General features: G+C 67.6%; 13 protein-coding genes. 7 read left to right on the forward strand and 6 right to left on the reverse strand.

All coding sequences use genetic code 11. From position 1 onward, the window contains the following. Positions 1–151 precede the first annotated feature (151 nt). Entirely contained in the window at positions 152–1,123 is a 972-nt protein-coding gene (locus tag SLQ31_RS09565) for an alpha/beta hydrolase family protein (protein WP_319431767.1), read from the reverse strand. A gap of 96 nt (positions 1,124–1,219) precedes the next feature. Here SLQ31_RS09565 and SLQ31_RS09570 point away from each other — a divergent pair, with 96 nt between their 5' ends. Further along, positions 1,220–1,822 (forward strand): nucleoside/nucleotide kinase family protein, encoded by a 603-nt coding sequence (locus SLQ31_RS09570; RefSeq protein ID WP_319431769.1) that lies wholly within the window; start codon positions 1,220–1,222, stop codon positions 1,820–1,822. Positions 1,823–1,841: 19 nt separating this feature from the next. Here the strand turns inward: SLQ31_RS09570 and SLQ31_RS09575 are convergent, their stop codons facing one another. Beyond that, positions 1,842–1,979, reverse strand: a complete 138-nt coding sequence (locus SLQ31_RS09575) for a YbdD/YjiX family protein (RefSeq protein ID WP_413641641.1) — start codon at positions 1,977–1,979, stop codon at positions 1,842–1,844. Continuing rightward, positions 1,979–4,273, reverse strand: a complete 2,295-nt coding sequence (locus SLQ31_RS09580) for a carbon starvation CstA family protein (protein WP_319431773.1) — start codon at positions 4,271–4,273, stop codon at positions 1,979–1,981. Before SLQ31_RS09580 ends, SLQ31_RS09575 begins: the two co-directional genes overlap by 1 nt. Positions 4,274–4,468: 195 nt before the next feature. On the opposite strand from SLQ31_RS09580, the gene SLQ31_RS09585 reads away from it, so the two are divergent. Both SLQ31_RS09585 and SLQ31_RS09590 read left to right on the forward strand, forming a co-directional pair. After that, complete coding sequence (locus SLQ31_RS09585; protein WP_319431775.1) at positions 4,469–6,097, forward strand: FAD-dependent oxidoreductase; 1,629 nt, start codon at positions 4,469–4,471, stop codon at positions 6,095–6,097. After that, positions 6,085–6,759 carry a maleylpyruvate isomerase family mycothiol-dependent enzyme gene (locus tag SLQ31_RS09590; RefSeq protein ID WP_319431778.1) on the forward strand — a complete coding sequence of 225 codons (675 nt, stop codon included), beginning with the start codon at positions 6,085–6,087 and terminating at the stop codon, positions 6,757–6,759. The genes SLQ31_RS09585 and SLQ31_RS09590 overlap by 13 nt, the downstream gene beginning before the upstream one ends. Here the strand turns inward: SLQ31_RS09590 and SLQ31_RS09595 are convergent. Next, the gene (locus SLQ31_RS09595) at positions 6,756–8,291 is read right to left on the reverse strand and encodes an ATP-dependent DNA ligase (protein WP_319431780.1); all 1,536 of its coding nucleotides are present in this window, start codon (positions 8,289–8,291) and stop codon (positions 6,756–6,758) included. The genes SLQ31_RS09590 and SLQ31_RS09595 overlap by 4 nt on opposite strands. Positions 8,292–8,330: 39 nt before the next feature. Further along, positions 8,331–9,881, reverse strand: coding sequence for a molybdopterin-dependent oxidoreductase (locus SLQ31_RS09600; RefSeq protein ID WP_319431781.1), 1,551 nt, complete (start codon positions 9,879–9,881; stop codon positions 8,331–8,333). A gap of 160 nt (positions 9,882–10,041) precedes the next feature. On the opposite strand from SLQ31_RS09600, the gene SLQ31_RS09605 reads away from it, so the two are divergent. The 3 genes from SLQ31_RS09605 to SLQ31_RS09615 all read left to right on the forward strand — a co-directional run bounded on the left by SLQ31_RS09605 (position 10,042) and on the right by SLQ31_RS09615 (position 14,448). Beyond that, a complete protein-coding gene (locus tag SLQ31_RS09605; protein ID WP_319431783.1) occupies positions 10,042–10,800 on the forward strand; it encodes an SDR family NAD(P)-dependent oxidoreductase in 759 nt (252 codons plus the stop codon). 56 nt (positions 10,801–10,856) lie between these two features. After that, the gene (locus tag SLQ31_RS09610; RefSeq protein ID WP_319431784.1) at positions 10,857–13,022 is read left to right on the forward strand and encodes an acyl-CoA dehydrogenase; all 2,166 of its coding nucleotides are present in this window, start codon (positions 10,857–10,859) and stop codon (positions 13,020–13,022) included. 82 nt (positions 13,023–13,104) lie between these two features. Beyond that, complete coding sequence (locus SLQ31_RS09615; protein ID WP_319431785.1) at positions 13,105–14,448, forward strand: neutral zinc metallopeptidase; 1,344 nt, start codon at positions 13,105–13,107, stop codon at positions 14,446–14,448. 18 nt (positions 14,449–14,466) lie between these two features. On the opposite strand, the gene SLQ31_RS09620 is transcribed toward SLQ31_RS09615, so the two are convergent. After that, on the reverse strand, positions 14,467–14,844 hold the full coding sequence (locus SLQ31_RS09620; RefSeq protein WP_319431787.1) for a hypothetical protein: 378 nt from the start codon (positions 14,842–14,844) through the stop codon (positions 14,467–14,469). Between the two features lie 124 nt (positions 14,845–14,968). On the opposite strand from SLQ31_RS09620, the gene SLQ31_RS09625 reads away from it, so the two are divergent. Next, a complete protein-coding gene (locus SLQ31_RS09625; protein ID WP_319431789.1) occupies positions 14,969–15,988 on the forward strand; it encodes an NAD-dependent epimerase/dehydratase family protein in 1,020 nt (339 codons plus the stop codon). Positions 15,989–16,024 lie beyond the last annotated feature (36 nt).

Raw genomic sequence — 16,024 nt, forward strand, 5'->3', positions numbered from 1 at the left:
CGAGGGTGCCGTCTGCCCAATTCTGCGCGGCCGGGTTTGAGGATCCAAGGGCTGGGGAACAGTGGTTGAGGCTGCCGCAGGGCGGCCCCCAAAACGTGACACTGAGAGGCCCGGTCCCTGGACAAGGGACCGGGCCTTTCGTCTGCGCGGGTCAGGCGGCCGGCGCCGCGCCCAACACCCGCTGGATGTCGGGCTTCATCGCCTGTAGCTGGCCACCCCAGTAACCCCAGCTGTGCGTGCCGTTGGGCGGGAAGTTGAAGACACCATTGCGTCCACCCGCCGCTTCGTAGCGCGCCTGGAACGCGTGGTTGGTCCGAATCGTCAGGCCCTCAAGGAACTGTGCGGGCACCTGTGCGTTGCCAAGGCCGGCGTCGAGGTCGGTCGGGTTCCCGTTGCCGCTGTAGACCCAGACGCGAGTGTTGTTGGAGACCAGCTGGCCGACGTGCAGCATCGGGTCGTTGCGCTGCCAGGCCGCACCGCCGAAGCCTCCCCACATGTCGAGGGCGTTGAATCCGCCGGCGTCGGCCATGGCGATCGAGACCAGCAGTGGCCACGTCTGCGCCGACAGGTTCAGGAAGCCCGATAGCGAACCGGCGTAGACGAACTGTCCGGGATGGTAGGCCGCCATGATCAGCGCGGCACTCCCCGACATCGACAGCCCGACCACGGCGTTGCCGCTGGGGCTGATGCCCTTATTGGCCGATAGCCACGCCGGCAGCTCGGAGGTCAGGAAGGTCTCCCACTTGTAGGTCTGCGTGGTGCCATTTCCGGCGGCGGGTCGATACCAGTCGGTGTAGAAGCTCGACATGCCGCCGACCGGCATCACCACGGACACCCCGGAGTCGTTGAACCAGGAGAATGCGCCGGTGTTGATGTCCCAGCCGCTGCGGTCGTCCTGGGCGCGCAGGCCGTCGAGCAGATACACCGCCTTGGGGCCGCCGGCCTGGAACTGGACAGTGATGTTGCGTCCCATCGACGGTGACGGCACGCTGAGGAACTCGACGTCGGCGGCATTCGCCGTCGGCGGTTGGGCGGCGACGGCGCCGACCACCAGTAGTGACGCGATGGCGGCCGAGGCCGCCCGAATGATCCCCCGACTGCGTATCTTCCGAAATGGATTCATGAGAGGTCCTGTTCTGCAGTCATCAACCCCCGGACCTACCCGACGTATCGGAGGCCGTTAGCCATCAGTTACGCCCGCGACAGTTTTCTCGATCCTTTGGTCGGCGACGTCACCGCACTGCTCGACGGGACAGCCGGCCGTGTGGTCGTCGGCATCACCGGACCGCCGGGGGCGGGCAAGTCGACGTGCGCGCTGGAACTGGTGGCGTCCATCGGCGGCGCGGCGTATCTGCCGATGGATGGCTTCCATCTGTCCAACGTGGCCTTGGACCGGCTGGGTCGCCGCGACCGGAAGGGTGCGATCGACACCTTCGATGCCGCGGGGTACGTCGCCGCGCTACGGCGCGTGCGTGCCGAGTATCAGGAACGCGACGTCTACGTGCCCGCGTTCGACCGCAGCCTCGACGAACCGACAGCGGCCGGGCACGTCATACCCGCCGAGTGCCGGCTGGTCGTCACCGAGGGCAACTACTTGGGTGTGGCAGGCGGCGAGTGGGCCGCGGTGCGCGGGCTGCTCGACCGGCTGTACTACGTGGACTGTCCCCCGGATGTTCGGCGGGAACGGTTGGTAGCGCGGCATATTGACGGGGGACGGGCAACGGAGGCGGCCGAGGTGTGGGTCGACCAGGTCGACGAGCCCAATGCGCGGATGATCGCGACAACGCGAGCGTTCTGCGATCGCGTCGTCGACGGCTGTTGATGCGCCGAACGTAACTGGGTTAGCAGCAGCGGGCGGTCGGGTTGGTGTCCGCATGGTGGTGGCGCATGCGCCAGTACTGCCCCTCGCTGAGCACCGGCTCACCGGGGTGTGTGCGCGCCCGGTGCTCGGTATAGCGGCGGTAGTGGCTGTCGCCCATCAATGCACCGACGTACCAACGGATTTGGCGTGCTGCGCGGGTAGCGCGTCCCATTGTTTCTGCACCTCCTTCTCCGCGGAGGTGGAGATCAGGCTGGACGGCCCGAAGATCTTCGACGGCACGGGGGTGTCCTCGCTCAGCTCGCGGCCGCCGCCACGGATGGCCCGCAGCGCCATGACCACACCGGCGAGTACCACGATGATCACCAGGACGGCGAACACGACCGACAACGTGCCCTGGATGAAGGTGTTGCGGATGACGGCGTTCAGCTGATCGGCGTTCTTGGCCGAACCGAACGTGGTCTTGCCCGCCTCGGCGGCGGCGCGGTACTGGAAGTGTTGCGTCCAGTAGCCGAGCTTGGGATCGCCGGAGAAGATCTTCTGCCACGACGCGGTGAGGGTGACCACCAGATCCCACAGCAGCGGGATCCCGGGTATCCACGCCCACTTCAGCAGACCCTTCTTGATCACCACGACGGTGACCACGGTCAGCGCGATCGCGGCCAGCAGCTGGTTGGCGATGCCGAACAGTGGGAAGAGCGTGTTGATGCCGCCGAGCGGATCGGTGACGCCCATCAACAGGATCGAACCCCAGCCGGCGACCACCAGCACGCTGCAGGTCCATGCTCCGATCCGCCAGCTCGGGTTGCGCAGCCGCTTGAACGGGCCGCCGAGGTTGGCCAGACCGTCGGAGAGCATGAACCGGGCCACCCGGGTTCCGGCGTCGACGGTGGTCAGGATGAACAGCGCCTCGAACATGATCGCGAAGTGGTACCAGAACGCCCGCAGTGAGGCACCGCCGAACACCTGATGCAGCACCTCGGACATGCCGAACGCCAACGTCGGCGCGCCGCCTGTGCGGGAGACGATGGACTTCTCGCCCACGCTCTTGGCAGCCTCGGTGATCTCGCCCCCGGTGATCGGGGCGCCGGACAGGCCAAGGCCGTTGACGTACTTGGCTGCGGTCTCGGCGGTGGTGCCGGTCTGGGCGGACGGTGCATTGATCGCGAAGTACAGATGCTGGTTGAGGATCGCTGCGGTGATCAGGGCCATGATCGCCACGAACGACTCGGTGAGCATGCCGCCGTAGCCGATGAGCCGCATCTGGCTTTCCTTCTCCAGCAGCTTGGGTGTGGTGCCCGAGGAGATCAGGGAGTGAAAGCCCGACAGCGCCCCGCAGGCGATGGTGATGAACAGGAACGGAAACAGCGAGCCGGCGAACACCGGGCCCGAACTGTTCCCGGCGAACTGCGAGATCGCCGGAGCGTTCATCACCGGCCGGGCCACCAGGATGCCCACCGCCAGCAGTGCGATGGTGCCGACCTTCATGAACGTCGACAGATAGTCACGCGGCGCCAGCAGCAACCACACCGGCAAAACCGAGGCGGCCAACCCGTAGACGATGATGCACCACGACAGAGTGACCTTCGACAGCGTGAACCAGTCTGTGCCCCAATCGGTTCCGGCCACCCAGCCGCCGCCGGCCACGGCCAGAAGCAGCAGGACGACACCGATCAGGGAGACCTCGGACACCCGGCCGGGCCGTAGGAACCTCAGATACAGGCCCATGAAGATGGCGATCGGGATCGTCATCGCGATGGAGAACACGCCCCACGGGCTTTCGGCCAGGGCACCCACCACCACCAGGGCCAGCACCGCCAGCAGGATGACCATGATGACCAGCACAGCGACGATGGCCGCGACACCGCCGATCGCGCCGAGTTCGTCCCGGGCCATCTGCCCCAGCGAGCGACCGCGCCGGCGGGTGGAGATCGCCAGCACCAGGTAGTCCTGGACGCAGCCGGCGAACACCGCACCGACGATGATCCAGATCGTGCCGGGCAGATAGCCCATCTGCATGGCCAGTACGGGACCGACCAGCGGGCCGGCTCCGGCGATGGCGGCGAAGTGGTGACCGAACAGCACCCGCCGATCGGTGGGCATGTAGTCGGTGGCGTTCTCGAAAATCTCAGCGGGCGTGGCGTACTCGTCACGCGGCTGGACGATCTTCATCTCGATCAGCCGGGCGTAGAACCGGTAGCCGATGACGTAGGTGCAGATCGCGGCGATCACGAACCACACGGCGTTGACGGTCTCGCCGCGGAAGAAGGCGATGATCGCCCACGCGAGGGCCCCGAGGACGGCGATCGCGCCGAAGATCAGTTTGTGCCGGGTGGTGATCGACGAGCGGTCGACGATGGCGACCGGCGGCAGATCCTTCTCGGTGCGGATGTAGGTGACGTCGCCCCTGGTCTCCTCGGTGTATTCCGAGGGCGCGGCGGTCGGTGAAGCCACAGTGTTCTCCCTTGAGACGTGCAGTGTTCATACCGTGCGGTGATCTTTTCATTCACAGGTTCACCAGTTCGGAGAACGCGGAAACGCCGTTCTTAGTGTTACCACAAGTTTCTCTTAATTTTCTTAGAGTTGGGGTACGGTCACTTCTCGTAGGCACCCAATGGGCGTGCGTGCGCGTGATATGGAGGCGACGGGATGGCCGAACTGGGGTCGCAGGCGGTGGTTTTGGGTGCCGGTATCGCGGGGCTGCTCGCCGCCGGGGCGCTCACGGAGTTCTATGAGTCAGTCACCGTGGTGGACCGCGACGGACTGCCCGATCACGCTGAGCAGCGCACCGGAGTGCCACAGGGACGACATCTGCACAGTCTGCTCGGCCGTGGCACGCAGGCGATGGGCGAACTGTTTCCGGGATTTCTCGGTGAGCTCGCAGCGGCCGGGGCTGTCGTCGACGACAGCGATGACCTGTCACGGCTCTATGTGCGAGTCGGACGGTATGAGCTGAATCCCTTGGGGCGCCTGGCTGATCCGAAGCCGTTGGCGGCCTATCAAGCCAGCCGCCCGTTCGTGGAGTTCCATCTCCGCCGGCGGGTGGCCGCGCTGGCGAACGTCACGATTCTCGACCGGAGGAACGTCGTGGCACCGGTGATCGCCGGGGACGCCGTCACAGGTGTGCGAATCATCAACCGCGACAGCGGTAGCGCCGCGACTCTGCCGGCCGAACTGGTAGTCGACACAACGGGCCGGGCGGGGCGCACCGCGCACTTCCTGGCGAATCAGGACTTCGGTGTGGTCCCGGAAGAGAGGATCCCGCCGACCGGGGGATACTCCAGTCAGCTGCTGAGCATCCCGCCGGGACGCATCTCGCAGCGGATGCTCTTCGTCAACCAGGGCAGCCGAGCGCCAGGCGCATTGATGGTCGCCTACGAACACGACACCTGGATGCTGGCGATCGCATGCCCAGCTGAGTGGGGCAGTCCACCAAAGAATTTCGCAGAGCTGATGCAATCGGCGCAGCGGTTGCTACCAGCGACCATCATGGCCGGCCTGCGCGACGCGACATGTGTGGGGGAGATCTCGATCTCGCGCAACACCGGTGCGGTGTGGCGACGCTACGATCGAATGTCGCGTCTGCCGTCCGGTCTGGTGATCCTCGGCGACGCGCTGTGCAGCCTCAATCCGCTGCACGGCCAAGGCATGACGATGGCCGCCGTGGAAGCGCTCGCGCTGCGTGACTGCCTGCGAGCGGGCGACGCCGATCTGCCGCAGCGCTTCTTTTCCGCCGCCGCCGAACACATCGGACCGGTCTGGGCGACGAACCGGGCGAACGACCGGCCGCCGTCGCCCGGCACTGCACGTAGCTCGTCGCGACGGCTGGGCGCCTGGATTCAACATGCGGTACTGCAGGCGGCGAGCACGGACATCGCTGTGGCTGAACGGATTATGCGGGTACGCGGTCTCATCGACCCGCCTGCGCGGCTGAGGGAACCGTCTCTGCTGGCGCGGGTCGTCCTCGCGAATCTCCGATATCCGCGGCGCACCCAGCAGGCCACCGCGACACCTTCGCACTCGTCGGTGAGCGATACCGACGAACAAGCGATTCGCGCGCTGGTCGATCGTCAAGCCCACCGCCGCAGAGGACCCACCGAGATCATCCGGCTGCGGTATCTGACACCCGACGTGGCGCTGATCCAAGCGCGTGCTGCGATAACCCGCCGGTTGCGCCGAGGGCATTGGCGCAACACCAGCGTCGCGGTACGCACTGAAGACGGTTGGCTGCTTGCCTTTTCGCAGAACACGCAGGATCGGTTGACATGCTTGAGTTGACGTATCGCGCGGCCCGCGGTCGGGTGAAAGAACTCGCTGGCACACTTAGCGACGACCAGCTTCGCGTGCAGGTGCCTGCAACACCCCGATGGACCGTGCACGAGCTGTTGGCGCATCTTGTCGGTTGTGCGTCCGACGCCGTCAGCGGACGGTTGGACGGGGTGACGAGCGATCAGTGGACGGCACGTCACGTCCGGGAACGCCGGCGAAACTCGGTCGGCGAACTGATGGCCGAATGGGATCGCATCGGCGCGGCCGCCGATGCCAGCCTGACTGACGAACATCTCTACGGGCCCAACCTCGCCATTGACACCATCTGCCACGAGGCGGATCTGCGTGAGGCACTGGGACTTCCCCGGGTGGACCGCGAACACTGGCAACTGTTCCTGAACGTGACGATGCTCTACCTGGGCAGGCAACTGCGGCGCAGCACGACCCTGCTCATCGTGGATGACGAGGACCAGCAGTGGAGTTGCGGTTCAGGGGAACCAATGACGCTGCTGCGGGCTGACGGCTATGAACTGTTGCGCGCCAACCTGAGCCGCCGGTCCCTGCACCAGATCGCCGCATGGGAATGGACACCTGCGCCCGCCGAGGAGATGCTGCACGGATTCGGAGTCTTCGGGACGCGGGTCGATGATCAGCCGATCCCGGTTCGCTAGTGACTCTCGTAGAACGCCCGCACGGTGTCGATGGTGTCGGCCTCGGCGGGGCCCTTGTCGTCGCGATAGCGCAGCACCCGGGCGAACCGCAGCGCCATGCCTGCGGGATAGCGGCTTGAGCCCTGCACCCCGTCGAACGCGATCTCGACGACCTGCTCGGGCCGCAACGGCACCACGTACTCATCGAGTGGTCCCACCGCCAGTTCCGTGAATCGCGCCGTCTGCCAGTCCAGCATCGCGTCGGTCATGCCCTTGAAGGTCTTGCCCAGCATCACGAAGCCGCCCGTCTGCGGATCCAGCGCGCCCAGATGGATATTGGACAGCTTGCCCGTGCGCCGTCCCGAGCCCCACTCCACGGCCAGCACCACCAGGTCCAGGGTGTGCACCGGCTTGACTTTCAGCCAGCCCGCGCCGCGGCGGCCCGCCTCGTAGGGGGAGGTGGGTGATTTGGCCATCACGCCCTCGTGGCCGGCGGCCAGTGTATCGTCCAGAAAGTCCTGTGCCGCAGCAGTATCGGTGGTGGTCAGCCGGTCGACGCGGTGCTCGGGCGGCACGATCGCGTCCAGCGCCGCGAGCCGGGCGTGGGTGGGCTCGTCGAGCAGGTCGACACCGTCGAGATGCAGGATGTCGAAGAAGAACACCGAAAGTGGTTGTGCCGCTCGGGCTGCGGCCACATCGGCGCTCTTGCCGAATCGGGAGGCGGTGACCTGGAACCGGTGCGGGCGGTTGTCGGCGCGCAGTGCGATGGCCTCACCGTCGGCGATCAGGTCGGTGACCGGCAGCGCCAGCGCCGCGTCCACCACCTCGGGTAGCCGGGCGGTCACGTCGTCGAGGCTGCGGGTGTAGACGGTGACCTCGTCGCCCCTGCGGTGGATTTGCACGCGGGCGCCGTCGAGCTTCGCCTCGAAAATGGCATCCCCGCCGAGGCGTTCGAGGGCATCGGCCACGCCGGTGGCGGTCTGGGCGAGCATCGGGCCGACCGGCCGGCCGACCGTCAGGGTGAACTCGCTCAGCGCGTCGGTTCCGCCGGTCAGCGCCGAGGCCGCCACGGTAGGCAGGGCACCGCCGAGCATGGCGGCCCGGCGCACCAAGGCGGCGGGCACGCCCGCCGCCTTGGCGACGGCGTCGGCCATCACCCCGGCCAGTGCGCCCTGGCGCAATTCGCCGCCGAGCAGTCGTCGCAGGAACAGCTGCTCGGTGTCGGTGGCCGCGGCGAACACGCCGGCGAGCAGCTCGGCACGCCGGGACTGCGAGCCCTTGCCCGAAACGGCGCCGATCTCGGTGAACGTTGCATCGACGGCTGACACCGTCAGCGTCGGCTCCGCTGCCGGATCGGGCAGTGCGCGCAACGCCGCCCAGCCGACCCCGATCTGGCGCTGCGGCAGCTCCCCGGACAGCCACGACACCACGACGGCCACCAGCCGCGGTTCAGCTACTCCGGTGAGCAGTTCGGCGATCCGCGCCACCTTGGCCAGCCGCGACGACGTCGCCGTCACATCGGCTGAGGCCGCCGCGACATCACCAAGCAACATGCCTCCAGGTTGGCACGGCCCTGTGACAACCAGCGGGAGTCAGGCGACTTCGAACGACACCGCGGGCCAGCCCGTTGCGCCGTCGGGGGCAGGCTGCGCCTGGTCTTCGGTCTGCACCGCGCCGGTGTTGTCGGTCGCGCGCGCGGTCACTGTGTGGACACCGCCCTGGCTGGCCGTCCACGGAAAGCTCCACAACCGCCAGGTGTCGCCTGAGTAGGCCGCCCCGAGCTGGGCGGGCTGCCACGGGCCGTCATCGATGCGTACCTCGACACCCTTCACGCCGCGGTTCTGCGCCCACGCCACGCCGCCGAACGTCACCGGCCCCTTGGCCACCTTCTGGCCGTCGCGCGGCACGTCGATCCGCGACTCGGTCTTGATCGGGCCGCGCTCCGACCAGCCGAGCTTGGTCCAATACGCCTGCGCCCGATCGAAGCGGGTCAGTTCCAGGTCCACCACCCACTTGGTGGCCGACACGTAGCCGTAGAGCCCGGGCACCACCAGCCGGGCGGGATAGCCGTGTTCGACCGGCAGCGGCGCGCCGTTCATCCCGATCGCCAGCATCGACTCGCGCCCGTCGGTGAGCGCCTCCACCGGGGTGCCTGCGGTGAAACCGTCGATCGATGTCGAGAGCACCATGTCGGCGTCCGGGTGAATTCCGCTGTCGCGCAACAGGTCTGCAACCCGATACCCGGTCCAGGTGGCGTTCGAGATCAGGTTGCCGCCGACCGGGTTGGACACGCAGGTCAGCGTCACGACTTTGTTGATCGGTTCGAACTTCGCCAAGTCGGCGAAGGTGTAGGTGACTTCACGGTCGACCATGCCGTGGATGCGCAGCCGGAAGTCGGCGCGGGCGAGCTGCGGCACGCTCAGCGCGGTGTCGATGCGGTAGAAGTCGCCGTTGGGGGTGATGAAGCTGGGGAGCTGCACGCCCGGTGGCGTGACATCGGCGGGAATCGGCGACGGTGGCGGGGCCGACGGCAGGGCGAAGCTCTCCCGGTCGCCGGACACCGAGTGCAGCCGGCGGCTGATCGCCACCCCGGCGACACCACTCAGTAGCCCGAGCGCCCCGACACCGAACGTCACCAGGGACAGCCGGCGTCCGGGATCTACGTCGGTGTCGGTGGCTTGGGTGGCTTCGGCGGTTTCGGTGCTTTCGGCCTTGGCGATCCGACCCGTGAGCAGACGTAACACCGCGATGCCGCATGCCGCGCCGAGCAGGGTCGGGATGATGTCGATCGGCCGGGCGCCGGGGCGGGCCAGCACCGCGACGCTGCCGGCCACCGCGGCGGCCAGCATCGCGACCGTGCCGACCGGGATGCGGGCGCGTTCCCAGATCGCGGCGACGGCGGCAAGCACCCCGATCACCGCGATCACGGACACCGACAGGAACAGCTTGTCGGCGGTGCCGAAGGTCTGGATCGCCCATTCCTTGACCGGCCCCGGTGTCATGTTGATGACCGCGGTGCCCACCGCGGTGCGGGCGTCGGCGGCCGGTGAGAAGAAGGCGGCCGTCAGCTCGACAACGCCGAGGGCGACGGCGGCGGCCGCCACTCCGGCCCCCATTCGCTGACCGGTGGTGGATGGCGCCATGCCGCCCAACCTACCGCTGGGTAGACACCCTTGTTCATGACCGCTTTATGACGAGCGGTAACGTGCGTACCGGCTCGGACGCCACCGGGTGTCCGCGAATGGAATAGCGAACTGTAAGCCGCACGGTGAGCGTGCCGGTGTCAACCGACAGGAGTATCGGATGGAGATCTCGGGCAAGAAGGTAGTCGTCGTGGGCGGCGCATCGGGCTTCGGGCGGGCGAGCGCTGAACTGCTGGCCTCCCGCGGGGCCCAGGTGGCGATTCTCGACCGCGAGGGCACCGACGGCCCGGAGGTCGCGGCCGGAGTCGGCGGGCCGTTCATCCCGGTCGACGTCACCGACTTCGCGGGCACCGAGAAGGTGCTGGCCGAGGCGGTCGACAAGTTGGGCGGACTGCACGTCGTGCTGACCACCGCCGGCGGCGGCGTCGCGGAGAAGACGTTCGGCAAGAACGGCCCGCACGCCCTGGAGACCTTCCAGAGCACGATCAACCTCAACCTGATCGCCAGCTTCAACATCAGCCGGCTCGCCGCCGCGCACATGGCCAACAACGAGCCCGAGGACGAGGAGCGCGGCGTCATCATCAACACCGCCTCGATCGCCGCCTTCGAAGGCCAGATCGGCCAGGTCGCCTACACCGCCGCCAAGGCCGGTATCGCCGGGATGTGCCTGACCATGGCTCGCGATCTGGGCCCGGTGGGCATCCGCGCGCTGGCCATCGCGCCCAGCCTGTTCGCCACCGGCCTGACCAAGGGCATCCCCGACGAGTTCGCCAAGGCGCTGACCAAGGATGCCGCCTTCCCGAAGCGCCTGGGCAAGCCCGAGGAGTTCGCCAAGCTGGTCGCCGCGATCGTCGACAACCCCATGCTCAACGGCCAGTGCATCCGACTGGATGCCGGACAGCGCTTCGCCCCCAAGTAATTCGCGCTGTGGTAAGGCATTAGGGGAACAGGCACTGCCGCCTCGAGGAGGACCCGATGGGTATCGCACTGACCGACGACCACCGTGAACTCAGCGAGGTGGCGCGCTCGTTCCTTGTCGCGCAGAAAGCCAGGGCCGCGACGCGGGCACTCCTCGCCGACGATGCCGAGGAGACCCGCCCGCCGTTCTGGTCGGAGCTGGCCGAGCTGGGCTGGCTCGGCCTGCACGTCGACGAACAGTACGGCGGTTCGGGTTTCGGTCTGCCGGAGCTGGTGGTTGTCATCGACGAACTCGGCCGCGCGATCGCGCCGGGCCTGTTCGTGCCGACCGTCCTCGCCTCCGCCCTGGTGTCGGCGGCCGGCAGCGATGAGCAGAAGGCTCGCCTGCTGCCCGGCCTGGTCGACGGATCAATCACCGCGGCAATCGGATTCGGCGGCGACATCGCCGTTGGCGGTGAGACGGCCAGTGGCGACGCCGGTGTGGTGCTCGGCGCCGGCCTGGCCGACCTGCTCGTGCTGACCTCCGGTGCGGACGTGTTGCTGGTGGAGCGCGGCGCCGACGGAGTCTCGGTCGAGGTGCCGGGAAGCCTCGATCGGTCCCGGCGCTCGGGCCGGGTGTCGCTGCGCGATGTCTCGGTGGCCGGCAACGTGCTGGCGGGGGCGCGTTCGACAGCAGTTGCCTTGGCCCGCACGCTGTTTAGCGCCGAGGCTGCCGGTGGAGCGTCCGACTGTGTGGACACCGCAGTCGAATATGCCAAGGTGCGTGAGCAATTCGGCCGCACCATCGCGACCTTCCAGGCGGTCAAGCACCACTGCGCCGACATGATCGTGGCGTCGGAGTCGACGGTCGCCGTCGTGTGGGACGCCGCTCGCGCCTTCGGGGACGACCAGAAGCAGTTCGAGCTGGTGGCGGCCGCCGCGGCCGCATTGGCATTTCCGGCCTATGTTGGCAACGCGGAGTTGAACATTCAGGTGCACGGCGGCATCGGGTTCACCTGGGAGCACGACGCGCATCTGCATCTGCGGCGGGCACTGACGGTGCAGGCGCTCCTCGGCGGGGACGGCCCGGTCACCGACGTGTTCACCCTGACCGAGTCGGGTGTCAGCAGGCCCAACAGCCTGGACCTGCCTCCCGAGGCCGACGAGCTGCGCACCCAGATCCGTGCCGACGCCGTCGAACTCGCCAAGCTCGACGAGAAGGCGCAACTCGATGAGCTGATCGCGACCGGCTACATCATGCCGCACTGGCCCAAGCCGTGGGGCCGTGCGGCGGGTGCCGTCGAGCAGCTGCTGATCGAGGAGGAGTTCGCCGCCGCCGGCGTCAAGCGGCCCGACTACGGCATCACCGGCTGGGTGATCCTGACCCTGATCCAGCACGGAACCCCTTCCCAGATCGAGAGATTCGTCGAGAAGGCGTTGCGCAAGGACGAGATCTGGAGCCAGCTCTTCTCCGAGCCGTCGGCGGGCTCGGATGCCGCGGCGGTCAAGACCCGGGCGACCCGCGTGGACGGCGGCTGGAAGATCACCGGACAGAAGGTGTGGACCAGCGGGGCGCACTACTCCAAGCGCGGTCTGGCCACCGTCCGCACCGACTTCGACGTGCCCAAGCACGCCGGCATCACGACGGTGATCCTGGACATGCACGCCCCCGGCGTCGAGGTGCGGCCGCTGCGCCAGATCACCGGCGGCGCCGATTTCAACGAAGTGTTCTTCAACGATGTGTTCGTTCCCGACGAGGACGTCGTGGGGGAGCCGAACGCGGGCTGGACTGTCGCGCGGGCCACGCTGGGCAACGAGCGGGTCAGCATCGGCGGTGGTGCGGGCACCATCGCGCCTGCGGCGGCGTGGCTGGTCTCGATGGCCAAGAAGCACGGCGACCGGCGTGCCGGCGCGGTCCAGTGGGTCGGCAAGTTCCTGGCCCGAGATCAGGCATTGCGGCTGCTGAACCTGCGCCGCGTGGTGCGTGCCCTTGAGGGCGCCGGTCCCGGCCCGGAAGGCAACATCACCAAACTCATTCTCGCCGAGCAGTTTCAGGAGCAAGGCACGATCGCCGCGGCCCTGGTCGGCCCCGACGTCGCGCTCGATGGCGGCGAGGGTGAAATGGCGGGCCGGACGGCGCTGGGATCCCGCGCGCTGTCCATCGCCGGCGGCACGTCGGAGATCACCCGCAACCAGATCGCCGAGCGCATCCTCGGCATGCCGCGCGACCCGCTGATCAAGTAGTTCACACACAGGTTTGCGCTGTTGGCAAACCGTTTCTGAGGTATATACCGCAGGCGCAGCCAGTATTGGCTAATGTTCGCCCATGCGAACCAAAGGTCTAGTGCTGGCCGCGCTCGCCGTCGTCCTCGCGGCGTGTGGTGGGCCCAAGCCCGTCATCCCCACTCCGGCGTCGCAGGTCGCCAAGACCGACGACATCAAGATCACCGGCGATGCGTCCGCCCCGGTCAACAAGCTGGCGATCACGGCGATCGCCGACCTGCAGAAGTACTGGGCCGAGGAATACCCGAAGCTCTACGGCAGCGACTACAAGCCGGTGTCGGGCGGCTTCTTCGCCGTGGTTCCGTCGTCGGCGAAACTTCCGCCCTGCGTGTCAGACGCCGCCGAAATCACCGGTAACGCCTTCTATTGCCCCTCCAAAGATGTGGTGGCCTGGGACTCCGAGGGCCTGCTGCCCGACTTGCAGTCCAAGTTCGGTGATTTCGTTATCCCCATCGTGCTGGCCCACGAGTGGGGCCACGCCATTCAGGCCCGGTCCAACTTCACCGCGCGCACGGTGACCCAGGAACTGCAGGCTGACTGCTTCGCGGGCGGCTTTGCCAAACACGCCAAGGACTCCGGGGAGTACAAGGTCAATGCCGCCGAGATGGACAACGCGTTGGCGGGCATCCTCGAACTGCGCGATACGCCGGGCAAAGAAAAAACCGACCAGACGGCCCACGGCAGCGGCTTCGACCGGGTCAGCGCGTTCCAAGACGGCTACGACAACGGACCGACCGCGTGCAAGGCGTACCGCGACGACAACCCGGTGGTCGTCGAGCTTCCGTTCCAGAACGCCGAGGACGAGGCCGCCGGTGGCGACATGCCGTATGACGCGATGGTCAACGACGTGCCCTACGACATCGAGGACTACTGGGCCCACGTATTTCCGGAGTTGACCAACGGCGAGGCCTGGGTGCCGGTCAAGGGCCTGGAGCCGTTCAACCCGTCGAACCCGCCGATGTGCGGCGGGACGTCGGCCAAGGACTATGCGCTGTTCTATTGTGTCCCAGAAGATTACATCGGGTGGGACAACGTCGACGCGATGCCGACGGTGTACCGCAAGGGCGGCGATTTTGCGGTCGCCACCTTGCTGGCCACCCAGTTCGGGCTGGCCGCGATGACCCGGGCCAACGACAAGTCCGACGACAAGACCCAGTCACTGCGCGGCGACTGCTTCGCCGGGGCCTACACGGCCAGCGTCCTGCTGCAGAACCGCAAGGAAACCAGCAGCTTTGGCATCTCGCCCGGCGACCTCGACGAGGCCATCACCGCACTGTTGGTTTTCCGCGGCGACGGTGACGTCGAGCGTCAAGGCGCCGGTTTCGAACGGATCCGGCACTACCGCAAGGGTGTGCTCGAGGGCGCCGAGGCCTGCCTGAAGGACTGAGCCAGGCCGACGCGGTCGTCAGTGCCCGGGGATCAGATGCGGGAACATGTCGTGAAGTCGTTGCCGCACACTGGGTTCGCGCTTGGGTTCGGCGGATGCGGGTGCGGCGGCAGGTGGGGGCACGAGGGTGGAGGCGACGGCCGTCGCGCTCCATGAGGTGGGCGGCTGCGCCGACGGCGAGGGGACCGGTGCGGTGTTGCTCACCGGCGCGATCGGCACGGCCGACGTCGTGGTGGTTGCCGCGGGGTGCGGTTGCCCGACGGGCCGCGACTCCTCGTGGGACATGCTGACGACGGCGACGACCAGGACGCCAAGCGCCAGGATGCCGAGCCCGCCCAGGAATGCCGAAACCCAGCGCCGGTCCGCGACGGCATCGGGCCTTCGTGTCGCGTTCATAGGAATGCCTTGACCTCCGGATTTTCCAGTTCGCCGGCTGATCGTAATGTCGCTGCCCGAAAATCAGCTGTGAACACTTCGGCGATCTTGTCTTCTCCGCTCGTGATCGGGCATGCTGCGGGGCGTGGCAGGCACCGACAAACTAGTTCTGGGCGCGAGCGGCTTCCTCGGCTCACACGTGACGCGACAGCTGGTCGAGCGCGGCGACACGGTGCGCGTCATGCTGCGTCCCAGCAGCTCGACTCGTGGGATCGACGACCTGCCGGTTCAGCGCTTCTACGGCGATATCTTCGATGACGCCGCACTGAAAGAAGCGATGGACGGCTGCGACGTCGTCTTCTACTGCGTCGTCGACACCCGCGCCAACCTGCGCGACGCGGCACCGCTCTACCGCACCAACGTCGACGGCCTGCGCCACGTCCTCGACGCCGCGGTGAACGCCGATCTGCGCCGGTTCGTGTTCACCAGCACGATCGGAACCATCGGACTGGGCACCGGCGGCGTCGTTGACGAGGACACCCCGGTCAACTGGGGGAGCAAGGCCGGTGGCTACATCGGCTCGCGGATCGCGGCCGAGAAGCTCGTGCTGGATTACAGCCGCGAGAAGGCACTGCCCGCGGTGGCGCTGTGCGTGTCCAACACCTACGGCGCGGGCGACTGGCAGCCGACCCCGCACGGTTCCCTGGTCGCCGCGGCAGCGGCCGGCAAGCTGCCGTTCTACATGGACGGGATGGCCACCGAAGTGGTGGGCATCGAGGACGCCGCGCAGGCGCTGGTGCTGGCCGCCGATCAGGGCCGGGTGGGGCAGCGCTACATCATCTCCGAGCGCTACCTGACCTACCGCGAGCTCTACGAGACCGCGGCCCGCGCCGCCGGCCGGCCCGCGCCGCGCTGGGGCATCCCCAAACCGGTGATGAAAGGTCTCGGTGTCCTCGGCGGCATCGCAGCCGCGGTCACCCGCCGTGACCTGCCACTGAACCCGACCACGGTGCGGCTCATGGGCATCATGGCGCCCATGGACCACGGCAAGGCGGTCCGCGAACTGGGCTGGCAGCCGCGAGACGTCCACGAGTCGATCCGGGAGGCGGTCGACTTCTTCGGCCGGCGCCGACGTGACCGCGACGGGTTTGCTCGCGATCACTGAGAAGGCCGCCGGTTGACCGGGGGATGACTACGCTCG

Origin of the sequence: Mycobacterium sp. RTGN5 (genome assembly GCF_033804465.1) — a bacterium.
Classification (GTDB): domain Bacteria; phylum Actinomycetota; class Actinomycetes; order Mycobacteriales; family Mycobacteriaceae; genus Mycobacterium.